The organism is Xenorhabdus khoisanae, assembly GCF_001037465.1.
In the GTDB taxonomy this organism is placed as follows: Bacteria; Pseudomonadota; Gammaproteobacteria; order Enterobacterales; family Enterobacteriaceae; genus Xenorhabdus; species Xenorhabdus khoisanae.
On sequence record NZ_LFCV01000074.1, the window covers coordinates 1 to 24,638 of the forward strand.

At 47.0% G+C, this 24,638-nt stretch carries 17 protein-coding genes; 9 read left to right on the forward strand and 8 right to left on the reverse strand.

Annotated features, from left to right (window positions below; genetic code table 11):
* Positions 1-233 precede the first annotated feature (233 nt).
* Positions 234-1,718, forward strand: a complete 1,485-nt coding sequence (locus AB204_RS12185; protein WP_047963644.1) for an aldehyde dehydrogenase family protein — start codon at positions 234-236, stop codon at positions 1,716-1,718.
* Between the two features lie 48 nt (positions 1,719-1,766).
* Here AB204_RS12185 and AB204_RS12190 read toward each other — a convergent pair whose 3' ends face one another.
* From AB204_RS12190 to rlmD, 6 genes are all read right to left on the reverse strand, one after another.
* Entirely contained in the window at positions 1,767-3,152 is a 1,386-nt protein-coding gene (locus AB204_RS12190; RefSeq protein WP_047963645.1) for an SLC13 family permease, read from the reverse strand.
* 351 nt (positions 3,153-3,503) lie between these two features.
* The gene (gene eno / locus AB204_RS12195) at positions 3,504-4,805 is read right to left on the reverse strand and encodes a phosphopyruvate hydratase (RefSeq protein WP_047963646.1); all 1,302 of its coding nucleotides are present in this window, start codon (positions 4,803-4,805) and stop codon (positions 3,504-3,506) included.
* Positions 4,806-4,906: 101 nt separating this feature from the next.
* Positions 4,907-6,544: a glutamine hydrolyzing CTP synthase gene (pyrG, locus tag AB204_RS12200; RefSeq protein WP_047963647.1), complete on the reverse strand. Its 1,638-nt coding sequence runs from the start codon at positions 6,542-6,544 to the stop codon at positions 4,907-4,909.
* A gap of 260 nt (positions 6,545-6,804) precedes the next feature.
* Positions 6,805-7,605 (reverse strand): nucleoside triphosphate pyrophosphohydrolase, encoded by an 801-nt coding sequence (gene mazG / locus AB204_RS12205; RefSeq protein WP_084728571.1) that lies wholly within the window; start codon positions 7,603-7,605, stop codon positions 6,805-6,807.
* A 6-nt stretch (positions 7,606-7,611) separates the two neighbouring features.
* Positions 7,612-9,846: a GTP diphosphokinase gene (gene relA, locus AB204_RS12210; protein ID WP_047963648.1), complete on the reverse strand. Its 2,235-nt coding sequence runs from the start codon at positions 9,844-9,846 to the stop codon at positions 7,612-7,614.
* Positions 9,847-9,855: 9 nt separating this feature from the next.
* Positions 9,856-11,193 (reverse strand): 23S rRNA (uracil(1939)-C(5))-methyltransferase RlmD, encoded by a 1,338-nt coding sequence (gene rlmD, locus AB204_RS12215; protein ID WP_047963658.1) that lies wholly within the window; start codon positions 11,191-11,193, stop codon positions 9,856-9,858.
* Between the two features lie 53 nt (positions 11,194-11,246).
* Here rlmD and AB204_RS12220 point away from each other — a divergent pair, with 53 nt between their 5' ends.
* Positions 11,247-13,655, forward strand: coding sequence for an ATP-binding protein (locus AB204_RS12220; RefSeq protein ID WP_047963649.1), 2,409 nt, complete (start codon positions 11,247-11,249; stop codon positions 13,653-13,655).
* On the opposite strand, the gene dgt is transcribed toward AB204_RS12220, so the two are convergent.
* Complete coding sequence (gene dgt / locus AB204_RS12225) at positions 13,639-15,165, reverse strand: dGTPase (RefSeq protein ID WP_047963650.1); 1,527 nt, start codon at positions 15,163-15,165, stop codon at positions 13,639-13,641. The genes AB204_RS12220 and dgt overlap by 17 nt on opposite strands.
* A gap of 200 nt (positions 15,166-15,365) precedes the next feature.
* On the opposite strand from dgt, the gene mtnN reads away from it, so the two are divergent.
* From mtnN to AB204_RS12240, 3 genes are all read left to right on the forward strand, one after another.
* On the forward strand, positions 15,366-16,064 hold the full coding sequence (mtnN, locus tag AB204_RS12230) for a 5'-methylthioadenosine/S-adenosylhomocysteine nucleosidase (protein ID WP_047963651.1): 699 nt from the start codon (positions 15,366-15,368) through the stop codon (positions 16,062-16,064).
* Between the two features lie 27 nt (positions 16,065-16,091).
* Positions 16,092-16,940, forward strand: a complete 849-nt coding sequence (gene btuF, locus AB204_RS12235) for a vitamin B12 ABC transporter substrate-binding protein BtuF (protein WP_084728572.1) — start codon at positions 16,092-16,094, stop codon at positions 16,938-16,940.
* 208 nt (positions 16,941-17,148) lie between these two features.
* Positions 17,149-18,048 carry a DMT family transporter gene (locus tag AB204_RS12240; protein WP_047963652.1) on the forward strand — a complete coding sequence of 300 codons (900 nt, stop codon included), beginning with the start codon at positions 17,149-17,151 and terminating at the stop codon, positions 18,046-18,048.
* A gap of 79 nt (positions 18,049-18,127) precedes the next feature.
* Here the strand turns inward: AB204_RS12240 and erpA are convergent, their stop codons facing one another.
* Positions 18,128-18,472, reverse strand: coding sequence for an iron-sulfur cluster insertion protein ErpA (gene erpA, locus AB204_RS12245; protein ID WP_047963653.1), 345 nt, complete (start codon positions 18,470-18,472; stop codon positions 18,128-18,130).
* Between the two features lie 1,167 nt (positions 18,473-19,639).
* Here erpA and AB204_RS12250 point away from each other — a divergent pair.
* The 4 genes from AB204_RS12250 to AB204_RS23505 all read left to right on the forward strand — a co-directional run.
* Complete coding sequence (locus AB204_RS12250; RefSeq protein WP_047963654.1) at positions 19,640-21,880, forward strand: type VI secretion system Vgr family protein; 2,241 nt, start codon at positions 19,640-19,642, stop codon at positions 21,878-21,880.
* A 16-nt stretch (positions 21,881-21,896) separates the two neighbouring features.
* Positions 21,897-23,114: a DUF2169 family type VI secretion system accessory protein gene (locus AB204_RS12255; protein WP_047963655.1), complete on the forward strand. Its 1,218-nt coding sequence runs from the start codon at positions 21,897-21,899 to the stop codon at positions 23,112-23,114.
* Positions 23,107-23,463: a DUF4150 domain-containing protein gene (locus tag AB204_RS12260; RefSeq protein WP_047963544.1), complete on the forward strand. Its 357-nt coding sequence runs from the start codon at positions 23,107-23,109 to the stop codon at positions 23,461-23,463. The genes AB204_RS12255 and AB204_RS12260 overlap by 8 nt, the downstream gene beginning before the upstream one ends.
* Before the next feature lie 11 nt (positions 23,464-23,474).
* A partial coding sequence (locus AB204_RS23505; protein WP_047963656.1) for a DUF6531 domain-containing protein occupies positions 23,475-24,638 on the forward strand: 1,164 nt, incomplete at its 3' end.

The window sequence follows — 24,638 nt, forward strand, 5'->3', positions numbered from 1 at the left end:
AAACTGTATTTTACATTTATTATTAGGAAAACATTTAGGGTGATTTATTAAATCAGGCCATCTTTTTTACTGACTTCTTGTTTTAACAAGGAATTAAATTTTATATCTCTCATTTATTGACACAACCGTTTTATATTTCAATACAATTTTGTTAGAAAATTAAGAGTTAGTCCTATAATAACTTAAAAACTTATGGCCTAGCATACAAAAAACCAAAGTACTCGGAGAAAATAATGAAAAGATTACATGATATTGCCAAAGAACTGTTACCCGCTAAATCTTATAAGATGTTGATTAACGGAGAATGGGTCGATGGTGTTTCAAAAAATACGCTAAAAAGTTATAACCCGGCAACCGGTGAATTGCTCACAGAATATGCTGCGGGTAATGCCGAAGATGTCGAACTTGCCGTCAAAGCTGCCCGAAAAGCCCTGCCGACATGGAGTAAAACCTCTGCCGCAGAAAGGCAATCCATGTTGCTGAAAATCGCTGATCTACTGGAAGCGGAAGCGGAGCGTTTTATTACCCTTGAAACATTAGATGGTGGTAAGACGCAGGCTCTATGCCGTAATTTTGATATTCCTTTCTCCGTTGATCACTTCCGTTATTTTGCCGGCGTTATCCGTGCTCATTCTGATACCAGTGATATTATCGATAACGATACACTGAGCTTAGTGATCAGAGAACCTATTGGCGTAATCGGGCAGATTATTCCATGGAATTTCCCGTTATTAATGGCGGCTTGGAAACTCGCTCCAGCCCTTGCAGCCGGTAATACTATTGTTATCAACCCTGCCAGCCTGACCCCAATAACGCTACTTGAGCTGGGGCGCATAATGAATCAAGTTCTGCCCGCAGGCGTTGTCAATATCGTCACGGGGCGTGGTTCAATCGTCGGCCAGGCTATCCTCGACCATGAAGGCATTGACAAGGTAGCCTTTACCGGCTCAACAGAAGTCGGTTACAACGTTGCCGCAGCAGCAGCGAAAAGACTCGTTCCAGCAACACTGGAATTAGGTGGTAAATCTGCCAATATCATCTTCCCTGATGCCAACATGAAAAAAGCAGTCAAGCATGCTGCCTACGCAATTTTGTTGAATCAGGGGCAAGCCTGCGAATCCGGTGCTCGCCTGTTCCTGCATAAAGATATTCACGATGAATTCCTGAAGTCGCTGAAAACAGTCTTTGAATCAGTCAAAGTGGGCGATCCCATGCTGGCAGAAACCGAGATGGGCAGTCAGGTCAGTGAAGAGCAGATGAATACCATTTTGGGTTACATCGATCTTGCCAAACAGGAAGGGGCAACCGTTCTGACTGGCGGAAAGCGTATGACAGGTGAAGGATATGATAACGGATTCTTCATTCACCCCACTATTCTCACCAATGTAACCAATAAAATGCGGGTTGCTCAGGAAGAAATTTTCGGGCCGGTGCTGTGTGTTATTCCATTCAGCAATGAAGAAGAGGTCATCGAAATGGCCAATGATTCCGAATATGGTTTGGCGGGTGCTGTATGGACTCAGGACATTAACCGTGCCCTTCGCGTCGCCAAGGCAGTCAAGACAGGTCGCATGTGGATTAATACCTACCACGAACTGCCTGCTCATGCACCTTTCGGTGGCTATAAGAAATCAGGGCTTGGGCGTGAAACCCACAAGATGATGCTGGATGCTTACACCGAAGTGAAAAACATCTATATCAGTACCAAAGAAGATTAAAACAATCGCCACCTGCAAGGGTGGCGATTCTCATGATTTATTTAATCATTACAGCCAGAAGAACCAGGCAACCGCAGAAATAATAGCAATACATGCCACGTTCAGCACCATACCGACTCTGACCATTTCTATTTGTTTGATATAGCCGGAGCCATAAACAATCGCGTTAGGTGGTGTTGCTACAGGCAGCATAAATGCACAAGATGCTCCGATACCAATGATCATGGTCAAAACCATGACTGGCATTCCCAGCGCTTCTGCAATTGTGGCAAAAATAGGCACAAGCAGCGCTGCACTCGCGGTGTTACTTGTAAATTCTGTCAGGAAGATAATAAACGCTGCAACCGCGATGATGATCACAAACCAAGGACTTGTGCCAAAAGTCGCCGCCATACCATTCGCCATCACTTCACTGGCGCCGGAATTTTTCATGACCGCACTCAGAGTCAGGCCACCACCGAACAGCATCAATACGCCCCATTCAGTGTTGTTCTGAATCTGTGACCACGTTGATACGCCAGAGATACCAATCAGAATAGCTGCGCTCACCGCAATAATCGTATCCAGATCTTTTACGCCACCCAGTGCATCACTGATCAATGAACTGAAAATCCAGCACACAACGGTTAACAGAAAAATAAACATGGTAATCAAACGCTTACCATTCCATTCCAACTGTTCCAATTCCAGATCAAATTTGTGGTTCAGATTCGGACGCAGCATGAAATACATCAACCCGACCATGACAGGCATTAGGATAATCACCATCGGCACGCCATATTTCATCCATGTGATGAAATCCATGCCCAATTGCGCCGCTGCGATGGCATTTGGCGGGCTTCCTACCAAGGTACCCAAGCCACCAATACTGGCACTATATGCCACACCTAATAGTACGAATACAAAAGTATTACGCTCAGAGCGAACATCCAGATTAGCCAGAATACCGAGAACCAATGGCAGCATCATTGCGGCAGTCGCCGTATTGCTGATCCACATGGAAAGTAGTGCGGTGATACCAAATATCAGCAATACCGCTACAGATAAGCGCCCACGGGCAATCATCAACAGGCGGTTAGCAATCAATCTGTCCAGACCCTGGATGTGTAACGCGGTTGCCAGTGCAAAGCCACCGAAGAACAAAAAGATAATCGGGTTTGCAAAAGATTCCAGTGCGTCACCGGTATTCATCAATCCCATTCCTACAGCCAGAATCGGAATACACAATGCAGTAATCGTGACGTGGATGGCTTCGGTCAGCCATAACACACCAACAAAAGCCATCAATGCCAAGCCTGCGTTTGCTTTTTCTCCATAAGGCAAAAACTTAAGCAGTGCTATAAGCAAGATGATATCCAGCGCGAGAATAATTAAGCCTCTTTTATTTGAGGGGGTAGGCCCAATCGCTGGGGTTAAAGATTCAGAAGCGTCCATGAAGACTCCATAAAACAATGATACATAACTCTGTAATGTAAAAAGAATAATTGATGAATCATTGCCATAAATGTTAAAGAATTACATTACATGTGAAATAATAAGGAGTATTAACGAGGAAGAAAATACGAGTTGTATGATTTTGGGATCTATTACGCGGGATTTGACTAATTGCTGAGTAATTGTCCAAAAAACAGGCTAAGTTTCTGTTGTTATGTCACATTTTAACGTTGTAATTGTGTCGATAGTCACCATGAAAAATAAAACTTTCTTTTGCGAAAAGGCGAAAGAGCTTAAACCCTTTCGCCAAAACATAAATAAAATTTATTTTTTATCGAGATCAGCCAACAATTATGCCTGACCTTTTACTTCTCTCAGACCGTTGAAAGGTGCACGGTTACCCAATGCTTCTTCGATACGGATCAGCTGGTTGTATTTAGCAACACGGTCAGAACGGCTCATAGAACCAGTTTTGATTTGACCCGCTGCGGTACCTACTGCTAAATCGGCAATGGTTGCATCTTCAGTTTCACCAGAACGGTGAGAAATAACCGCTGTGTAACCTGCGTCTTTTGCCATCTTGATTGCAGCCAGAGTTTCAGTCAAAGAACCAATCTGGTTGAATTTGATCAGGATGGAGTTTGCAATACCTTTTTCGATACCTTCTTTCAGGATCTTAGTGTTGGTTACGAACAGATCGTCACCAACCAATTGGATCTTGTCACCCATAACTTTAGTCTGGTAAGCAAAACCTTCCCAGTCAGACTCGTTCAGGCCATCTTCGATGGAAACGATTGGGTATTCTTTGGTTAAACCTTCCAGATAATGGGTAAATTCCTGAGAGGTGAAAGTTTTGCCTTCGCCTTTCAGTTCATAATTGCCAGTTTCTTCGTTATAGAATTCAGAAGCCGCGCAGTCCATAGCCAGAGTAATGTCTTTACCCAGTACGTAACCTGCTTTTTCAACCGCTTCTTTGATTGCTGCCAGCGCTGCTGCGTTGGATTCCAGGTTAGGCGCATAACCACCCTCATCACCTACCGCAGTGTTCATGCCTTTTGCTTTCAGCACTTTTGCCAGATTGTGGAATACTTCAGAACCCATGCGCACAGCCTCTTTCAGGGTGCTTGCACCCACTGGCTGAATCATGAATTCCTGAATGTCTACGTTGTTGTCAGCATGCTCACCACCGTTGATGATATTCATCATTGGCAATGGCATAGAGAATTGACCCGGAGTGCCGTTCAACTCTGCAATGTGCTCGTAAAGAGGCATACCTTTCGCGGCTGCCGCTGCTTTGGCGTTCGCGAGGGAAACAGCCAAAATCGCGTTAGCGCCGAAGTTAGATTTGTTTTCAGTACCATCCAACTCGATCATGATTTTGTCGATGTTAGCCTGATCTTTCGCATCCTGACCAACCAGGGCCTGTGCAATTGGGCCGTTAACCGCAGCAATGGCTTTCAGTACACCTTTACCCATGAAGCGGGATTTATCGCCATCACGCAGTTCCAGTGCTTCGCGAGAACCCGTTGATGCGCCTGACGGAGCAGCAGACAGACCTACAAAACCCCCTTCCAGATGCACTTCGGCTTCTACAGTTGGGTTACCACGGGAATCAATGATTTCACGGCCAAGCACTTTAACGATTTTGGACATTAAGTTTTCCTCAGTACAAGTTAAATTCCGGGCAATAGGTTGAAACTAAAAACAATTATCTTAAGAGTCATCAGTTCAAAACCAACCTATTGTCCCATATCTTATTTCAACTGGCCTTTCTGATATTTACCGGCAGCTTCAACAAAGCCGGCAAATAACGGATGACCATCGCGAGGCGTTGAAGTGAATTCCGGGTGGAACTGGCACGCCACAAACCATGGATGCGCAGGGTTTTCAATGATTTCCACCAACTTGTTATCGACTGAACGGCCTGCAATACGCAAGCCTGCATCTTCAATGCGTTTCAACAACAAATTATTCACTTCATAACGATGACGATGACGCTCAATGATGTCATCCTGGCCATACAGTTTATGTACCAGACTATTTTCAGTCAGATGGCACAACTGACCACCAACACGCATCGTTCCACCGAGATCGCTCTCTTCGCTACGTACTTCTACGTTGCCGTTCTCATCACGCCATTCGGTGATCAGACCAACAACCGGTAACTTACATTCAGGCTCAAATTCAGTCGAGTTGGCCCCTGCCATTCCTGCAACGTTGCGGGAAAATTCAATCAGAGCAACCTGCATACCCAGACAAATGCCCAAATATGGTACTTTGTTCTCACGGGCGTAACGGGCCGTCATGATCTTGCCTTCAATACCACGGCCACCGAAGCCGCCCGGTACCAGAATTGCATCCAGACCTTTCAGCACTTCAACACCACGCGTTTCGACGTCCTGTGAATCGATCAGCTTGATGTTGACAGTCAGGCGATTTTTCAGCCCACCATGTTTCAGTGCTTCAATCACAGATTTATAAGCATCTGGCAGCTCAACGTATTTACCCACCATCCCAATGGTAACTTCACCCGCTGGATTGGCTTCTTCGTAAATGACCTGTTCCCATTCGGACAGATCTGCTTCCGGGCGTTCGATGCTGAATCGTTTACAAATATAATCATCTAAGCCCTGAGATTTCAAGAGGCCTGGGATTTTATAAATGGAATCAACATCTTTTAAGGAGATAACCGCTTTCTCTGGTACGTTACAGAAAAGCGCAATTTTTGCACGCTCATTGGCGGGAATGATGCGATCTGAACGGCAGATCAGCACGTCCGGCTGAATGCCAATGGACAACAATTCTTTCACAGAATGCTGGGTTGGTTTAGTTTTCACTTCGCCCGCTGCGGCCATATAAGGCACCAGAGTCAAGTGCATGAACAGCGTATTTTCGCGACCCACTTCTACCGCCATCTGACGAATGGCTTCGAGGAATGGCAGAGATTCGATATCACCGACAGTACCGCCGATTTCCACCAGCACAACATCATGACCTTCTGCACCACGGATGATACGGTCTTTGATTTCATTGGTGATGTGAGGGATAACCTGAATGGTTGCACCCAAATAATCGCCACGGCGTTCTTTGCGCAACACTTCAGAATAGACACGGCCAGTCGTGAAATTATTGCGGCGTGTCATTTTGGTTCGAATGAAACGTTCGTAGTGACCTAAATCAAGATCAGTTTCAGCGCCGTCTTCGGTAACGAAAACTTCCCCGTGTTGGGTTGGGCTCATTGTGCCTGGATCGACGTTGATGTACGGGTCCAGTTTCATAATGGTGACATTGAGTCCACGGGCTTCGAGTATAGCCGCCAAAGAGGCTGCGGCAATGCCTTTACCCAGAGAGGATACGACCCCGCCGGTCACAAAAATATAATTAGTTTTCATGCTGAACCTGAAAGTTTAGGTTTAAAAGGATGATGAATATAACAGGACGGGAAAGCAGTATACCCTAACCTTAATTTCGCTACAAACCATCTAAACAGGTTAAAGTGCCACATAATCAGTAACACTGTGAAGTAACCGTACTTCTTTCTCTTTAAATTCATCAAGTTATTAGTGTGAAATTTTTTCACTTAATTCAGGTTATTCAGCTACGCATGCGACATCCTTTTCGCTATTTTTATGTCGTTTTTTCTGTCACTGGCTTATAGCTGCTGATTTTTCACTTGCTGCCACATAGCATCCATCTCATCCAACGTAGCCGTTTCCAGTGTCAATCCTTTGTCCAGGATCAGTTTTTCGATATTGCGAAAACGATTTTCAAATTTCTGGCAGGCTTTTTGTAATGCCATCTCCGGCTTATGACCCAAATGGCGGGATAAATTGACCACCGAAAACAGCAAATCTCCCAGTTCTTCTTCCAATCGGGCTTCATCAACGACAGCCTGCTGCGCTTCAGCCATGACTTCATCAATTTCTTCATAGACTTTATCCAACACAGGGCCAAGTGTGTCCCAATCAAAGCCAACCGAAGCACAGCGTTTCTGGATCTTATAGGCTTTCATCAGAGCCGGCAGGCTGGCAGGAATATCATCCAGCACTGAGTGCTGATCTTTCTCCGCCCTTTCTGCGGTCTTGCGCTGTTCCCAGCTTCCTATCGCCTCTTCGCTGCTGATCCCCGCTTGTTGATTGAAGATATGAGGATGGCGGCGTTCCAGTTTGTCGCATACCGCTTCGCAGATATCGTCGAAATCAAATTGTTGCTGCTCCTGAGCCATCTGAGCATAAAACACAATGTGAAACAGCAAATCCCCCAGCTCTTCTTTCAGGGCATGAGTATCATTGCGTTCAATTGCATCGAGTACTTCATAAGTCTCTTCCAGCGTGTAAGGGGCAATCGTGGCTGAAGTTTGTACTTTGTCCCAGGGACAGCCATTCCGGGGATGGCGCAATTGCGCCATAATCCCTTTAAGTCGTTCGATGGAGATAGTTTTCATTTTATTCATATATAATCAATTACCGTGCAAACGTCTGGCTTCAATCACATCAGGCAATTGATTGAGTTTTGCCAATACCCGCCCAAGCACCTGTAGGTTATAAATCTCAATGTTCATATCAATGGTAGCAAGCTGTTGCTTAACATCACTACGGCTGCTGACCCCCAGCACATTGACTTTTTCATTGGCGAGGATGGTCGTGATATCACGTAATAATCCACTGCGGTCATTGGCAAGTACCCGCACTACAAGGGAGTAGCCACTGGAATAACTTTCTCCCCACACCGCATCAACGATCCGTTCTGGCGAACTGGCTTCCAGTTCTGCCAGCTGATCACAATCCGCACTATGGATAGAAATACCGCGCCCGCGAGTAATAAAGCCAATGATCTCATCGCCGGGAATAGGCTGGCAGCAACGGGCAATGTGATGCATTAAATTACCAACGCCCTCAACAACAACCCGGCCATTATCTCTGGTTGTATTACGTGGCGTATAGGTTTTGCTCTCTAGATTGCGAAGCGCCTCGCGATCCTCTTCCTCCGCCGTTGTTTTATTGAATCTGTTTTGCAGGAAATTCACCAATTGGTGGATGCGGATATCACCGACACCAATGCCTGCCAGCACTTCTTCCAGTGAATGCACGTTGTAACGGGCAATCAGTTCCTTCTCTGCTTCTTTGACGGTGATACCCAAATGCGTCAACTCATTGTCCAACATTTGGCGACCGGCAATGATATTTTTGTCGCGATCTTGCTTGCGGAACCAGTTGTGAATTTTCGCACGACCACGGCTGGTCGTCACATAACCAAGGTTAGGATTCAACCAGTCTCGGCTTGGATTCGGGTGTTTCTGGGTAATGATTTCAATCTGATCACCCATCTGGAGCTGATAGCTGAAGGGTACGATGCGCCCGCCAATTTTTGCCCCAATGCAGCGATGCCCGACATCGCTGTGAATATGATAGGCAAAATCCAACGGGGTAGAGCCGATTGGCAAGTCAATCACATCCCCTTTTGGCGTAAAGACATAAACGCGATCATCAAACACCTGACTGCGTACCTCATCCAGCATTTCGCCGGTATCCGACATTTCTTCCTGCCATGCGATCAGCTTACGCAGCCACGCAATACGGCTTTCATAACTGCCGGATTTACCCCCAATCGCAGTGCCTTCTTTGTATTTCCAATGCGCTGCAACCCCAAGTTCAGAATCGTCATGCATCTGGCGGGTACGGATCTGGATCTCAAGGGTTTTCCCTCCCGGCCCTAAAACAACAGTATGGATAGACTGGTAACCATTCGGTTTCGGATTAGCAACGTAATCGTCAAATTCATCCGGCAAATGACGATAGTGTGTATGCACTATCCCCAACGCGGCATAGCAATCCTGTAGACGATCGACGACAATCCGCACCGCACGCACGTCAAACAACTCATCAAAGGCGAGAGCTTTCTTCTGCATTTTGCGCCAAATGCTGTAGATATGTTTGGGACGCCCGTAAATTTCGCCGCTTATTCCTTCTTTCAACATATACTTACGCAGTGTCGTAATGAATTTATCGATATATTGTTCACGATCAATTCGGCGCTCATGCAGCAGCTTGGCTATTTTCTTATATTCATCGGGATGCAGATAACGGAAGCAGAAATCCTCCAATTCCCATTTTAACTGCCCAATCCCCAGCCGATTAGCCAGAGGAGCATAGATATTGGAACACTCTTTGGCCGCCAGAACCCGCTCATCTTCGCTGGCATCCTTCACTTCCCGCAAATGGGCAATTCGCTCAGCCAGTTTGATGATGACACAGCGAAAATCCTCCACCATCGCCAACAGCATCCGGCGGACATTATCAACCTGTACTGAACAGGTAGAGTCAGTATGTGTGGCTTCCAGTTGGCGAATGGCATCCATTTCCAGAACACCATTCACCAGATTCGTGATGGCCTTGCCAAAAGTTTCTGTCACTGTTTCGCTATCGAGTAGCCTGGTATTAAGGATGGGAAAGAGCAGCGCAGCACGCATACTGTCATTATCCATGCTCAATGTGGACAGGATTTCCACCATTTCCACACCACGCCATAGCAACAGCTCCGCATCGGGGTGACCCTGAACTTTTGCGTGACAGTAATGCCATGTTTCTGCCAGTTTTTCACTGGATTGAGGGTTAGTGATGTTTAAACTCGCGATCCACTTCTCAACAGCAAACTCACCTGCCGGTGTGAGATGCGCACTTCTTACCGCAACCATAATTTCTCCCTACTCGATAGTCATTGACTCACGGCTGAACAGTGCCATGGATTCCAGATGACTGGTGTGCGGAAACATATCCAGCATCCGCACACTGACAAGATGATAACCAGCTTCCAGCAGAATTTTGCTGTCCCGTGCCAGTGTTGTGGGGTTACAGGAAACGTAAACCACTTTCTCTGGAGCCAGTTTTACTATGTGTGTCATAACACCCGCAGCCCCTGCTCGGGCGGGATCCAACAGTACTTTATTGAATCCTTGTACCGCCCAAGGTTGCTGCTGAATATCCGATTCCAGATTTTCATGAAAGAAATCGACATTATTAATTTTATTAAGCCGGGCATTATATTGCCCACTCGCCACCAGCGCAGCAACCCCTTCCACACCAACGGCAGCCTGCACTTTATTGGCAATCGGCAAGGTAAAGTTACCCATACCGCAAAACAGATCCAATACCCTGTCTGTTGGCTGCAAATCCAGCCATGCCAATGCCTGTGATACCATTTGTTGGTTAACTTCATCATTAACCTGAATAAAATCCCGCGGGCTGAACACCAGTTTTAACCCATCAACCTGATACCATGGCTCAGATTGTGCGTCTATCAAGGGTTCAAGGGATTTTTCATCGCCCGCCAGATAAACTGCCACACGATACTGCACAGAAAAAGTGCGTAATATTTCCCTATCTTCATGCTTCAATGGATCAAGATGACGTAATACGATGAGCGGGCCATTATCAGCCAACACCAACTCAACGTGTCCTAACCGTTTAACCGCATTCAGGCTGTTTAGACACTGAGACAAGGGCTGCAATAATTGTTCCAGTTCAGGGCGCATGACAGAGCAGTGCTTAATATTGACCAAATCGTTGGTTTGGCTCTGCCGGAATCCCATTAACAATGTACGCTGCTTGGCGTGATATTGCAGACCAAGACGGGCACGGCGTCGATAGCCATATTCCGGACTGTGAATAATGGGCTGCGCACTGATATTAATCCCTGTTTCCCGCTGAATCAGGTGTTCCAACACACTGGCCTTGGTATTAACTTGCAGTTCAGTGGCAACGTGTTGCTGCTGGCATCCACCACATACTTTAAAATGCGGGCAGCGAGGTATTACGCGATATGGACTGTCTGATAGGCGTTTGACCACTTTGGCCTTGGCAAACTGGCGTTTTTCCTCGGTCAGTTGGATTTGTGCCTGCTCACCCGGCAATAACCCCGGAATAAAGATAGTCTTGCCCTGATGGCGGGCAATACCTTGCCCTTGTGCATCAAGGTTATCTGCGGTAACGGAAATAATGCCTCGGTTTACGGAACGACGATTTGGGGAGTAAAATTGCACCATGATTCTGACTGACTTTGAAAAATTGAGTTCTGATTTTCCCACAATGGACGCCTATGACCAAATATAGCCTACGCACCCGTATGATGAGCCTGATATTGGTTCCTGTTCTACTGGTCGGAACGCTTGTGAGTATATCATTTATCTCATACCGCTATTACGAGTTGAAGAGCCTGATAGTCCGCAGTGGGATCAGTATTATTGAACCGTTATCTATTGCCAGCGAAGTTGGCATCAATCTGGATAATCGCCAGCGCGTCAAGTCATTGATAAATAGCCTGCATCGCCGGAACTCAGAAATCGTGCGGGCGATTGCGATTTTTGATGAGCACCATAAATTATTTGATATTTCGAATAACAAATATGATATCAATCTTCTGAGAGTCGCTCCCGATTCCCCGATTCCAACCACTTTGTCCAAGACGGAATACGGCAATAGTATCATTTTGAAGATGCCGATTATCTCAGAAACGCCCTCTTCTCATCAGTGGCACAACGTTGCCAATGATACGTCTGCCAACAATACATTGCCCATTGGCTATATCGCGATTGATTTGGATTTACGCGCCGCCCAGCTTCAACAGTACAAAGAAATTGCGACCTCAATCATTCTGTTGATTCTGTGTCTGGGAGGCACGGCCTTATTTGCCCATGTTCTGGTACGTAAAGTGACACAACCATTGAACTGCATGGTCCAAGCTGTAGATCGCATCCGGCAGGGGCAATTAAACAGTCGCGTAACGGGTGCCATGCCGGGAGAATTGGCCGCACTTCAGAATGGCATCAATACCGTAGCAGAATCGCTCTCGAAGTATAGGGACGAAATGCAGCTCCACATTGATCAAGCCACTTCCGATCTGCAAATTACGATGGAGCAGTTAGAAATCCAGAATGTTGAACTGACCATCGCTAAAAAACGGGCACAGGAAGCGGTCAGGATCAAAACGGAATTTCTGGCTAATATGTCCCATGAATTGCGTACTCCCCTTAATGGCGTTATTGGCTTTACCCGCCAGATGTTGAAAACGCCCATTACCTCCCAACAAATGGAGTATCTCTATGTCATTGATCGTTCAGCCAACAATCTACTGAAAATCATCAATGACATTCTGGATTTCTCACGGCTGGAATCTAACAAACTGGTACTGGATCAAGTGCCTTTTCTGTTGAGAGATACCGTCAATGAAGTGATTGAGCTACTGACTCCCGCTGCCAGTGATAAAAACCTGCCGCTGCATCATCATATTGATGAGAATTTACCTAACCTGATGATCGGTGATCCCATTCGATTGCAGCAAATACTCACTAACCTCATTGGCAATGCGATTAAATTCACAGATAAAGGCAGTGTGACGCTGGATATTAAATTACGCCAGCAACAACACCATCTCGTACAAATTGACTTTGTCGTGACTGACACCGGTATCGGCATTAAACCTGAATATCGCCCGATTCTGTTCCAGGCCTTCAATCAGGCCGATGCCAGCATTACCCGCCATTACGGAGGAACAGGGCTGGGTTTAAGCATCACCAAAAGACTGGTCAATGAAATGAAAGGGGAAATTGATTACACCAGTGAAGTCGCCAAAGGTACGGTGTTTTATTTTGATATCTGGTTGGAAAAGGAAGAATTCTTATTCGGTTCATTACCTGAGCTTCTGCCCGTTTCTCCCGTCGTACCGCGTTTAGCCATGACGGTGATGGCGGTGGATGATAATCCTGCCAACCTGAAATTGATTGGTGCTCTGTTGAGTGAGCAAGTTGAAAATACCTTACTGTGCCGCAATGGCATGGAGGCATTGGAAATAGCGGAAAAACATTCGTTGGATCTTATTTTGATGGATATCCAGATGGCAGATCTGGATGGGATTCAAACTTCTGAACTGATCCACCAATTGCCTCTGCATAAAGAGACACCGATTGTAGCCGTGACAGCTTTTGCTTGCCATGAAGCAAACAGCGCACCCTTTATTGATTGTCTTTCCAAACCCTTGGATGAAAATCGCCTGAAAAAATTGCTGAATCAATACAATTACCAGAAATGCGATCACCAAAAATACGATCAACAGAAAAAGCCACCAGCTATTGATTGGAACATGGCGTTGCAGCAAACCGCCGGCAAGGAATCATTGGCACGAGAGATGCTGGAAATGTTGGTGCAATCGTTACCAAATATGAAGAACATGATAGAACACGCTTTAACCGCAGATGGAGAGGCAACCCGCAAACACTTTCAGCATCATGTCCATCAATTACACGGAAGTTGCTGCTATAACGGTGTGCCTAAACTGAAAGCGATTTGCGAATTCGTTGAAAAACAACTCCAGCAAGATATTGCGCTTGCCGATCTGGAACCAGAGTTACTAGAGTTTATGGATGAGATCGATCACGTCATATCAGCCGCGCCCGCTATATTCGAGACAACTGTACTCAGGGAAACTCATTCCGTTATTTCGTTACCATAAACTTACGGTATTCTTCATAAGCGTAATGATCCGTCATGCCACTGATATAGTCCTGAATCAGACGCGCCCGATAATAAAATTCGAGGACATCTTTTTCTGCTTCATCAGTGGCAACAATATTTTCTACCGCTTCACCATAAGCCAGCCGATGTTTAGTCGAAAGTTTGTGCAGCAGGCGCGTTTCAATAAAATATTTTTTATGGAAATTATTCTGATTCAGTTCCATGAAATCCTGTCGGGACAGCTCTAACAAGGGGCTATACACATCCAATAATCCATTAATAATCCGGTAGCCCTGCAATTCTAATTCTTCGACTTCAGGATGATTGAAGACGCGTTTGCGCGTGACATTTTTTAAGGTTTTCAGTAAACGGTGTTCATCGCCATTCCCTTCCAGCAAGGCGTGGTTAAATGTGCCCGCGTACATTTCCGGCAGATGTTCGATAAATAGCCTGGCAGTGTAAGGAACCAGTTTTCCTGTAATAAATACCCGCAAATACATAAAAAATTGTTCGTGGGCATTACGGCGAACTTCATTGTTGGTCGTTTTCTTATAGGCTTGTATTACGGTAGATTCAAATAAATCCCCTTTTCTGTGCCCGCCATTTTCTTCCCACTCTTTTTTCAGGTATTCCACTAACTGGTCAACATTAAAAATGCCTTTTTCGACGGCATCATCCAAATCAGCAATGCAATATGAAATATCATCGGCAGCTTCCATAATGTATGTCAGCGGAAAACGGCAGAAATCGCCCATTTGCAGCTCTTTTCTCAACTCACGGATAAAACTGTCTTCTGACCAGTAATAGCCTTTTTTCTTCATCAGGTAACTGAATTCAGCAGGAGATTCCTCCAGACGATAAGCCGGGCAGGTATATTTCAGGATACAGCCAATTTGGGCATAAGTGAGATTCAATCTAAGCAGATTGTGGGCCAGACGAATAGCTTGGGCATTACCTTCAAACTGGCATAAATCTTTACGCAATTGCCGACGGAACAGATCTTTCTTTTCTTCACCGCTCAGACGCAATGCGGCAACTTTACACTTATCTTGCCGATTATCCATTTTTGGTGAATAATCCGGGTCCAATCGGCGGGAAAACCAATCTTTAATCGCTGCTTCTCCAAAATGCCCGAATGGGGGATTCCCAATATCGTGCATCAGGCAAGCCATTTCAACCAGACTTTCAAAAGCAAGTAAGCGATCACTCAACCCATATTTTTTAAGTAAGTCCTGCTTTGTCAGCTCCGCAATAATTGTTTTTGAGATATAGCGCCCTATTTGCTGAACCTCAAGCGAGTGAGTCAATCGACTGCGTACAGCCGCATTGCGCTCAAGCGGGAATACCTGCGTTTTTTGCTGTAATCGCCGAATGGCGGCAGAGTTGATGATCCGACCGCGATCACTTTCAAATTGGCGAGCGACTTGATCTTCATCATCGGGATGAATGGAAGATTTACTGAACTTACGTTGGTAATTCAACTTCTGCTTGAAATCAATCTTAGACATTAACCCTCCCATACCGAATGAAACGATTATTTAAAATTGGAATCTCCGGTAAATAGCTATTCAGTGATACACTTGCCGATTAAATCAGCTTCTTAGTATATACCCAATGGATTTCAAGATGCAGCGCAGCCAACAAAGCGGCAACTTGAAAGATGACGGGTATAAGCATCAATCCATTAATAACAAGTGAGTATGACATAATGAAAGTAGGCGTAATAGGCGCAATGGAACAAGAAGTGACTTTATTGCGTGACCAGATTGAAGGTCTGCAAACACTGTCACGAGCCGGGTGTGAAATCTATACCGGCAAGTTAAACGGCGTTGATATCGCCTTGCTGAAATCCGGTATTGGCAAAGTTTCTGCCGCACTGGGAACGACTTTATTGATTGAACATTGCCAGCCGGATATCGTGATTAACACAGGCTCTGCCGGTGGCCTTGATCCCAAATTAAAAGTGGGTGATATCGTCGTTTCCGAAGAAGTGCGCTATCACGATGCAGATGTTACCGCCTTTGGTTATGAACCGGGCCAAATGGCGCAGTGCCCGCCTGCTTTTGTTGCTGACGAGTCATTAATCACTCTGGCAGAAAGATGTATTCAATCCCTCGATCTGAATGCAGTTCGCGGTTTGGTTTGCAGTGGCGATGCTTTTATCAATGGTTCAGAACCATTGGCACGTATTCGGGCCGCTTTCCCGAAAGTTGCTGCGGTTGAGATGGAAGCAGCGGCTATTGGTCATGTTTGCCACCAATACAATATACCGTTTGTTGTCGTTCGCGCTATTTCTGACGTTGCCGATCAAGAATCCCATATCAGCTTTGATGAGTTTTTAGTTGTCGCTGCACGTGAATCTACACGGATGATCAACGCCATGTTAACTGAATTCAGCACACAATAATCCATCATTTAAGGTGGAGCATTCATAATGAAAACATTGTTGAAAACGGCCTCTCATCGACCTACTCGGATCGCATTCTCACTCCTTCTATGTAGTTTTTTGTATAGCTTTGTGTGTGTTTTCAGTGCTCCACTTTATGCGGCGGCTTCCCGTGTCATTAGTCTTGCACCTTCAACAACAGAGCTGGCATATGCCGCGGGACTCGGCGATCAACTTGTCGCAGTTAGTGCTTACTCAGATTATCCAGAAGCCGCCAAAAAACTGGAACAGGTTGCTGATTGGCAAGGTATTAATGTAGAACGCATCATCGCCCTAAAACCCGATCTCATTCTGGCATGGCGTGGAGGCAACCCTCAACGGCCTCTGGAGCAACTCGCTGCCTTTGGCATTCCTATTTTTTATTCTGATGTGAAAAAAGTAGAAGATGTTGCAACTGATCTGGAACGACTTGCTGCCTATAGCCCACATCCTGACGTTGCCCAAAAATCGGCTGCAAATATTCGCCAAAAGTTCAACCAATTAAAGCAAGATTATGCCAACCCAAATCCTAAGCCTGTATTTTTACAATTTGGCACGAATCCGATTTTTACCTCATCTGCTCACACCATCCAAAGCGAAATAGTTTCCGTATGCGGCGGCAGAAATATTTTTGCTGACAGCCCTGTTTCGTGGCCACAGGTTAATCGTGAGCAAGTACTTACCCGTAAACCGGAAGTGATTGTCATGGGCGGAACGGAAGAACAAAAACAACAAGTCGCGGATTTTTGGCAACCACAATTGAATATTAAAATTATCACACTGAATGATGACTGGTTTAGCCGTGCGGGACCGAGGGTTATTTTGGCGACAGAACAACTTTGTAAGCAGCTAAATTAATCGGATTAAGAAGATAACTGATCAGATAAATATATCCAATGGATTTCAAATTGCATCGCGGCGGCAAGGGAGCGAATCCCCGGGAGCATAGATAACTATGTGACCGGGGTGAGTGAGCGTAGCCAACAAAGAGGCAACTTGAAAGACGAAGGATATAAAAGGGATAACGTGAGATCTGTACTCACATTTTATTTGGATACTTCAGGATATGAATAACACCTTTTACCAACGGGCTGAATTCTATGCGCTCACGGCGGCCATGCTTAACGGCACAATTGGCGTGTTAACCCATTTCGGATTGAATTCAGGGATCAGCCATCATCAGGTAGCATTCTGGAAGAGTTTTATTGCTTTTCTGATATTGCTGGTATATTGCCTGACAAAACCTTCTGAACGACGTATATTCTTTTCTTTACGACATAAAAGCCTTCAATTTGCCATACTCGCCTTCTTTGGCATTTTTTGTTTATATTTCTTCGAAACTTGGGCGTTTAAAGAAGCCCCCGTTCCACTCGTCTCTTTCCTAACCTACGCGGCTGGCGGGGTTACGCTGATTCTTTCGTCTCTCTTTTTGGGAGAAAAGATTGGCATCAATAAATGCTTATCGTTTGTGCTCATCATAGCAGGTGTTTACTGCCTGTTTAATTTCGCAGAACAAACCTCTGGCAGCTATATCGGTATTCTGCTTGCTCTACTGGGTGGATTAGGCTATGCCCTCTTCATCTTTCTCTCAAAGCTCATGAACATTGGCAGTGGGATTTCTGTGCTGCTATGGCTATTTGGTTTCGGTACTCTCTACCTTGCTATCCCTGCGATGCTGGAAGGATTACAGATACCTTCTGGTATCGCACTACTAACCATTCTGGGGCTTGTGTTCCTACCCTCAATCGGAGGATTTTACTTCACAACCAAGGCGGTAGAAAAAGGAGAAGCAAGTAGCGTGCAAATTACGGAAACCAGCGAGCCGTTGTTTTCGACGCTGTTTGCATTTCTATTCATTGGGGAAACGTTAGGATGGTTGGGAACATTGGGCGCAGTTTTCATTATGTCAGGTTTGGTGATCAGCATTATTAAAAAATCCCGCCAGCCGCAATTGATTTTGCCGTAATAATAAATTCTTCAATAATTCCTTACAAAATAGCCTCCAAACAGGAGGCTAATTATTACGGAAGTCAGCAACATCCCAATCAAACACTGAAAGAAGAGCCACAACCGCAGGTCGTTTTTGCATTCGGGTTGGTGACAACAAACCGGGAACCTTCCAGTCCTTCCGTATAATCCACACAACCGCCTACCAGATATTGCAGACTCATTGGGTCAATAACCAGTTCAACCCCTTGTTTCTGAATTGTGAGATCACCTTCGTTAATCTGGTCATCGAAAGTGAAACCATACTGGAAACCGCTACAACCACCACCTGTAATATAGACCCGCAGACGCAGGTTCGGGTTATCTTCATCAGCAACCAGCACTTTTACTTTATTGGCTGCGGCATCAGTAAACTGCAAAGGCAGTGCAGCATCATCGCTCATATTTTTGCTCCAGTCCGGTTTTCCGGTAAAAATTCTCGGAAAGTCGTTTTACGCTTTCTGATCAGTTAACGGCGATTATCCAATACCTGACTGATTCGTTCAAGTTTTGCCACACAAACGCAACAATTCAAATCATGTCGTTCTTCATTGCCAATGGGTCAAGAATAGATATTTGGCAAAAAAATCCCATAAGGGTAGCGTTTGACCATTGCCCAGTCGGGCATTTTTTCCCAAAAGCGTTTTCCGCCTTGTGCTTTATCGATTACGTCAACACTGTTTTACTTCTTTTTATAAAAAAGCCTTTGTATATTCTTCGCTTTCCTAAGAAACACATTCGGTTTTGGGGCGTAATTCCCAGCCAAATTCTTCAGCCCGTCGCTTTAGTTTCATATAAATCTGACGTAAAGGCTTTAAATATTTTCTGAGGATATCATCTCTATATGTGGTGACAAAAATTACTGAGCCACATCATTTTTTTATTTCATAAAGCATCTTAAAATAACCGAGAAGTTATCTCTAAAAACGTATAAAAATATATTTCCATATAAAACTATCTTATAGTGATATTAATACTCAGTTAAAAGTGACACTTGATTAAAATTTTAAAACCAAATTAAAAAACTATTTTTGTAATGAAAAATCATTTAATGACCGAATCGACATACGTTGCCATTCATTCAAACACAACTTTTGAGATCATGATCATAAAATTAAAATAATCATAAATTTAAATACAACAAAAATTCCATTTTTTCATTTAAATCAGCATGTTGGTTAAATATCACTTAACCTAGCAATCAGGCAATACAAAACAATAAGTTAACCATATATAAAAATCCAGCGCATTGCGTCAATAGTGCAATTATTTTAACTTTTTATTCTATTGTTATTGGAGATGACTTTTAATTTCATTTAATTCAATTTGGTTTTTGCTTGTTCGTTATTTATTATTTCTACTATTTTATTCACCACGAATTTAGCCGATATATTCGGACAACAAAGTCCCTTCAAATTATCGTAAAACAACGTATTGCGGCCTTAATTAACCAATTTGTCGGAGACAATGTGGTTAAATTTAAATCTTGTGCCCGAATGTTATGACCTGTGTTCTTATCAGGCGGGATAGCCTATTTCATAACATTCCATCATCTCAGGGAGACAGAATATATGTCAGTGAAAAAGCACCTCACAAAATTGAAGAAAGGAAAAGCGCTGTTGGAACAGGGACAGCAAACTACGCAGATGGCGAAACAGGCCAAAGGCCTGTTGACAGGGGCGGGAGGTAACACTGCTGCCGGTGTCGGTAGCATGATCAGTGGCGGAGGCTTTGCGGGGCGTTCAGGCAAAGCAGTCGGTGGCCTCGGTGCTGGTAGCATGGTCAGCAGTATAGGCGGCGGCTTTGTCGGTGGACAGGGACAAAAAGCCGGGCTGGCTGCCCGGGCCGCCACGGGTGACTCGATGGCAGGCAAGATGTTGCAGCAAATCGGTCAGCAATTGGGGTTAGGTGGCGGCGCTGATCCCAGCGGCCTGCTGTTCACCCTGACGGCGGGCGGGTTGCCGGCACAGACCTTTGTCGTCACCGACTTCAGCCTGAGCGAACACTTCTCGCGCCCCTTTGCGCTGGAAGTGGGGCTGGCGAGCGCCGACTCCGCCATTGACTTCCCGCTGGTGCTTGACCGCACGGCGACGCTGACCATTCTGCAAAGCGGTGTCGAACAGCGCAGCGTCACCGGCATCGTCACCCGCTTTGAGCAGGGCAATACCGGTCTGCACCAGACCACCTACCGGATGAGTATCCGCCCTGACCTGTGGCGTACTACCCTGCGGCAGAACTCGCGTATCTTCCAGCAGCTCAATATCGCCGCCATCATCACCAAAATCCTCAAGGAGCACAGCATCCGTGACGTGGAATTCCGGCTGCGTCACCCGCACCCGGAGCGCGAATTCTGCGTACAGTATCAGGAAAGTGACTTCGATTTCCTGCAACGACTGACGGCGGAAGAGGGGATTTTCTACTTCTTCGAATGCAGTAACGGGCGTAACACGCTGGTGTTCGCTGACGACTGCGGTTCAGTGCCACCGGGCATCCGCCTGCCCTATCAGCCGGGTGAGGCCAGCACGCTGGGTGAACCGGCGGTCAGCAGCCTGACCAGCAGCGCACAGGTGCGCCCGGCTCAGGTACAGCTGAAGGATTACACTTTCAAGAACCCGGCCTGGCCGGCGGAATTTCAGCAGCAGATGCGGGATGAGAACCTGCAACAACTGTACTACGAGCACTACGACTATCCGGGCCGCTTCAAGGACGAGGCCCACGGCAAGGATTTTACCCGTTACCGGCTGGAAGCGCTGCGCAGCGATGCCGTGACCGGACAGGGCAGCGGCCATGCCATCGCCCTGCAACCGGGCAAACTGTTCATTCTCGATAACCATCCCCGGGCAGACCTGAATCAGTCATGGCAGACCGTGGCAGCCAGTCACAGCGGCAGCCAGCCACAGGCACTGGAAACGGCCAGTTCTGGCTCGGGGACCACCTTGCACAGCAATTTCCACTTCATCCGCCAGAATCAGAACTGGCGTCCGGCGCCGTTGCCGAAACCGGTGATTGATGGCCCGCAGATTGCCAAAGTGGTCGGCCCGGCGGGGGAAGAGATTTTCTGTGACCAGTATGGTCGGGTGCGCCTGCAATTCCCGTGGGACCGTTACGGCAAGAGCAATGACCAAAGCTCCTGCTGGATACGGGTCAGCCAGCCGTGGGCCGGTCAGGGCTGGGGCATGCTCGCCATTCCCCGTATCGGACAGGAAGTGGTGGTGGATTTTCTGCACGGCGACCCCGACCAGCCCATCGTCACCGGACGTACTTACCATGCCAGCAACATCCCCCCGGGTGCCTTGCCGGGCAGCAAAACCCAGATGGCATTCCGCTCCAAAACCCACAAGGGGCAAGGCTACAACGAACTGCTGTTTGAGGATGCCAAAGGCAGTGAACTTCTGTCACTGCACGCACAGAAGGACATGAACACCAAGGTACTCAATAACCGTGATACCCATGTACTGGCGAACCACAGCGAAACCGTGGAGAAAAACCAGACCATTAAAGTGAATGCGCACAAAAACGAAATGGTGAGATTCACCAGCACAGAAACCATCGGCATGGTCTACGCACTGACCGTTGGGGCCAGCATGAACACCATCGTTGGCGCCAGCCAGACTGAGCAGGTCGGCAGCCATAAATCTGTGACGGTCGGCAATACCTTCTCTATCAATGCCGGTGATGTGATTGAGCTGAAATGCGGTGCCAGCGTCCTGCGCATGGACAGCACCGGCAAAATCACCCTTAAGGGCAGTGAATTCAAATTTGAGGCCAGTGGCCCGGTACAAATCACCGGTAAAGATATCGACCTGAACTAACAAGGACAGACTTGAGATGGAATTTCGTAACCTGACCCCCTTTGCCGTGATGAACTACTCAATGTTCGATGTCGACGATACCGAGCATCACGTCGCGGTCATGAAAATCGGCTACCAGCTGATGCCTGCCGGACAGGGAGAATATAGCGCTGAATTACTGCCCGCGCCGCCTTTGTGTTTACAGGATGAATACCGGGGGCAGATGAATGCCTCGCAGGTGTTGCAGGAGAGTGACCTTGCCCCGTTTAAACCGCGCTGTGACGTGATTGTCAACGGCACAGCCTATGCGCCGGAAGGTCAGCCCTGTACCGAATTCCCCGTTCGATTACAGGTACAGGGCAAGCAGGGCCAGACCCTGCTCGACAAAACACTGACCGTGACCGGCGAACGGGAGTTTATTCGTGACGCCAGTGGAAACTGGCAACTAACTGAGCCCAAACCCTTTACCACGCTGCCGCTGGATTACCGCTACGCCTTTGGCGGCGAGTGCAAAATCTACGCAAATGATAAAGCAAGCCAGCGTATTAAAGACAGCGACCGGCTAACCGCAGAACAACGCCAGCAGCACCCGGACGGGGAAAAAGCACCGGCCGCTCATGCCACCTGTGAAACCAATCCGCTGGGAATGGGGTTTATCACGCTGTGGTATGCCGATGCCAAACCACTCACCCGCTATCCGGCACCGCGCATCATCCGGTCAGATACGCCTTTCACTGTCGAGCATTTTACAGCACAGCTAACCAGTACATTACCGCCCGATACCCCTGCCTGCCAGCCGCAGGGCATGGGGTTTATCGGTCGTCCGTGGCTGCCCCGCCGTCAGCTTGCCGGCACTTACGATGCCGACTGGCTGGCGCATCGCCACCCTTACCTGCCGAAAGATTTTGACTTCGGTTACTGGAACGGCGCACCGGCGGACCAGCAAATCGACTGGCCGGAAACCGATATTACCCTCACCCTGAGCGGCCTGACGCCCCATGGTGACCTGCATGTCAAACTACCGGGACACCGCCCGTTCATTTTGCTGCGGATGCACAACGGCATGCTGCTGCCCGTACCGATGCGTACGGATACGTTAATTATCGACAGCGAGGCCAGGACGCTGCATATGACCTGCCGCCTGAGCTTCAAAGCCTCCCTGCCCGTGCGGGTCGCCGAAGCCCGGTTTGAAATTAACCCGGAGGCGCCGTTGCTCAAACTGGCACCGCTGGAAGAGGAGAAAAAGAATGGCTGATAACTACATCGCCCGTACCGCGGGCACCTGGATGATTGTCGGCATGCTACCGGACGTGTGCAAAACCCCGATGGGATCTTCCACCCCGCCGATCCCGTACCCGGTCGTGGCGAAACTGGCAGACAGCTCGGCACCGGAAAAAACCGTCCGTGCCAATGGCCAGCCGGTGGTGGTGTTTGCCCAGAGTTTTGTACCGCAAACCATAGGAGATCAACCCGGTGTAGCGAATGGCGTCAAAAGCGGCACGGTGGGCGGTAAATGCCATCCGCAGGAGCACACCCGCACCGTACGCGCCGGCAATAAGCTGGTGCTACGCCACGGGGATAAGTTTTGGATGAATGGGGCATAAGGAGGGAAACCATGTCAGATAAAATGCTCGTCACCCCCGATAGCGACAATGTTAGAGCCGAAAAATATTGTCAAGAATTTAACATTCGCACACAGGCTGAGGCGGAGAAAGCGTTAAGCAATGCCGATACGTTATATCAGCAAAGCACTCATTTTTATGGCGATTACGGAAACGACCCGGAATTAGACGTTTACTATAACCAGGCAGATGCTGACTTCGAAGCGCAGTCTTTTAAGAAAACGGCTCAAGATACTGTTGAAAAATTTAAAAGTGGTGAATTTCCAAAGAAAGAATGGGAAGAAGAGAAAGAAGAAGACGGTCATCCCAAACCCAATGCAGCGTTGCCTCAAAAGACGCGGAACGATAGCCCAACCGGTGAGGGCAACACGATAGGCAGTATTGTCGGACAAGCCGGTGCGGCACAAAATACGCCTCTTGAAGCCAATCCTGCCGTTAAACCTGAAGCTCCGGCGGAAAAAGGCATGTGGGATAAAACTGTTGACTGGTTTCAGGAAACCGGCGATGACATCAAAAAGTGGGCTGATGAGAGTAAACATAATCTGGAGGCAGCCTGGGATAACCCGGGAGCAGCCGCTGTCGGAGCTGGAAAAGCGCTCTGGAATACCGTTCCTGAAATGGGCGAATTGCTCGGAAAAGGTGCGATTATAGTCGCAACGACTCCCGCCGTTGCAGCCGAACAGGCATTAGGATATATGGGCATCGCTCCTGTCGGAATTGCTGATCTTCAGCAAAAGGCCGTTGATATGGTTAATGCTGATGCGATTAAGATGGAAATGAAAAGCGATGCTGAAAAAGGTGGTCTCTTAATCTACGAAGGGATTTCTTTAGCGACAGGTTTTCTTGGACTTGGCAAGGCTGCTGCCAAAAAAGGAGCAAAAATCAAAGGCAAATCTCAAGAAACCCACGATGCGCCTGAAACTCCGAAGAAAACGGAGAAGGATACCGTTGACAACCAGTCAAACAACAAAGAAGGGCAAAATAGCAATAAAGCCAAAACAGAAGGTGACCCTGTTGATATGGCAACGGGTGACTTCCTGCAAGTCTGGCCTGTCATTGCTATCCCCGGATTATTGCCGATCACCCTGACCCGGACCTATCGCTCTACCGCCAAATTAAACGGCCTGTTTGGCCCTAAATGGGCTGATGACTGGTCA

Coding starts and splice junctions, on each gene's coding strand:
- AB204_RS12185 (WP_047963644.1), top strand. CDS start 234: ATGAAAAGATTACATGATATTGCCAAAGAACTGTTACCCGCTAAATCT.
- AB204_RS12190 (WP_047963645.1), bottom strand. CDS start 3,152: ATGGACGCTTCTGAATCTTTAACCCCAGCGATTGGGCCTACCCCCTCA.
- eno (WP_047963646.1), bottom strand. CDS start 4,805: ATGTCCAAAATCGTTAAAGTGCTTGGCCGTGAAATCATTGATTCCCGT.
- pyrG (WP_047963647.1), bottom strand. CDS start 6,544: ATGAAAACTAATTATATTTTTGTGACCGGCGGGGTCGTATCCTCTCTG.
- mazG (WP_084728571.1), bottom strand. CDS start 7,605: ATGAATAAAATGAAAACTATCTCCATCGAACGACTTAAAGGGATTATG.
- relA (WP_047963648.1), bottom strand. CDS start 9,846: ATGGTTGCGGTAAGAAGTGCGCATCTCACACCGGCAGGTGAGTTTGCT.
- rlmD (WP_047963658.1), bottom strand. CDS start 11,193: ATGGTGCAATTTTACTCCCCAAATCGTCGTTCCGTAAACCGAGGCATT.
- AB204_RS12220 (WP_047963649.1), top strand. CDS start 11,247: ATGACCAAATATAGCCTACGCACCCGTATGATGAGCCTGATATTGGTT.
- dgt (WP_047963650.1), bottom strand. CDS start 15,165: ATGTCTAAGATTGATTTCAAGCAGAAGTTGAATTACCAACGTAAGTTC.
- mtnN (WP_047963651.1), top strand. CDS start 15,366: ATGAAAGTAGGCGTAATAGGCGCAATGGAACAAGAAGTGACTTTATTG.
- btuF (WP_084728572.1), top strand. CDS start 16,092: ATGAAAACATTGTTGAAAACGGCCTCTCATCGACCTACTCGGATCGCA.
- AB204_RS12240 (WP_047963652.1), top strand. CDS start 17,149: ATGAATAACACCTTTTACCAACGGGCTGAATTCTATGCGCTCACGGCG.
- erpA (WP_047963653.1), bottom strand. CDS start 18,472: ATGAGCGATGATGCTGCACTGCCTTTGCAGTTTACTGATGCCGCAGCC.
- AB204_RS12250 (WP_047963654.1), top strand. CDS start 19,640: ATGTCAGTGAAAAAGCACCTCACAAAATTGAAGAAAGGAAAAGCGCTG.
- AB204_RS12255 (WP_047963655.1), top strand. CDS start 21,897: ATGGAATTTCGTAACCTGACCCCCTTTGCCGTGATGAACTACTCAATG.
- AB204_RS12260 (WP_047963544.1), top strand. CDS start 23,107: ATGGCTGATAACTACATCGCCCGTACCGCGGGCACCTGGATGATTGTC.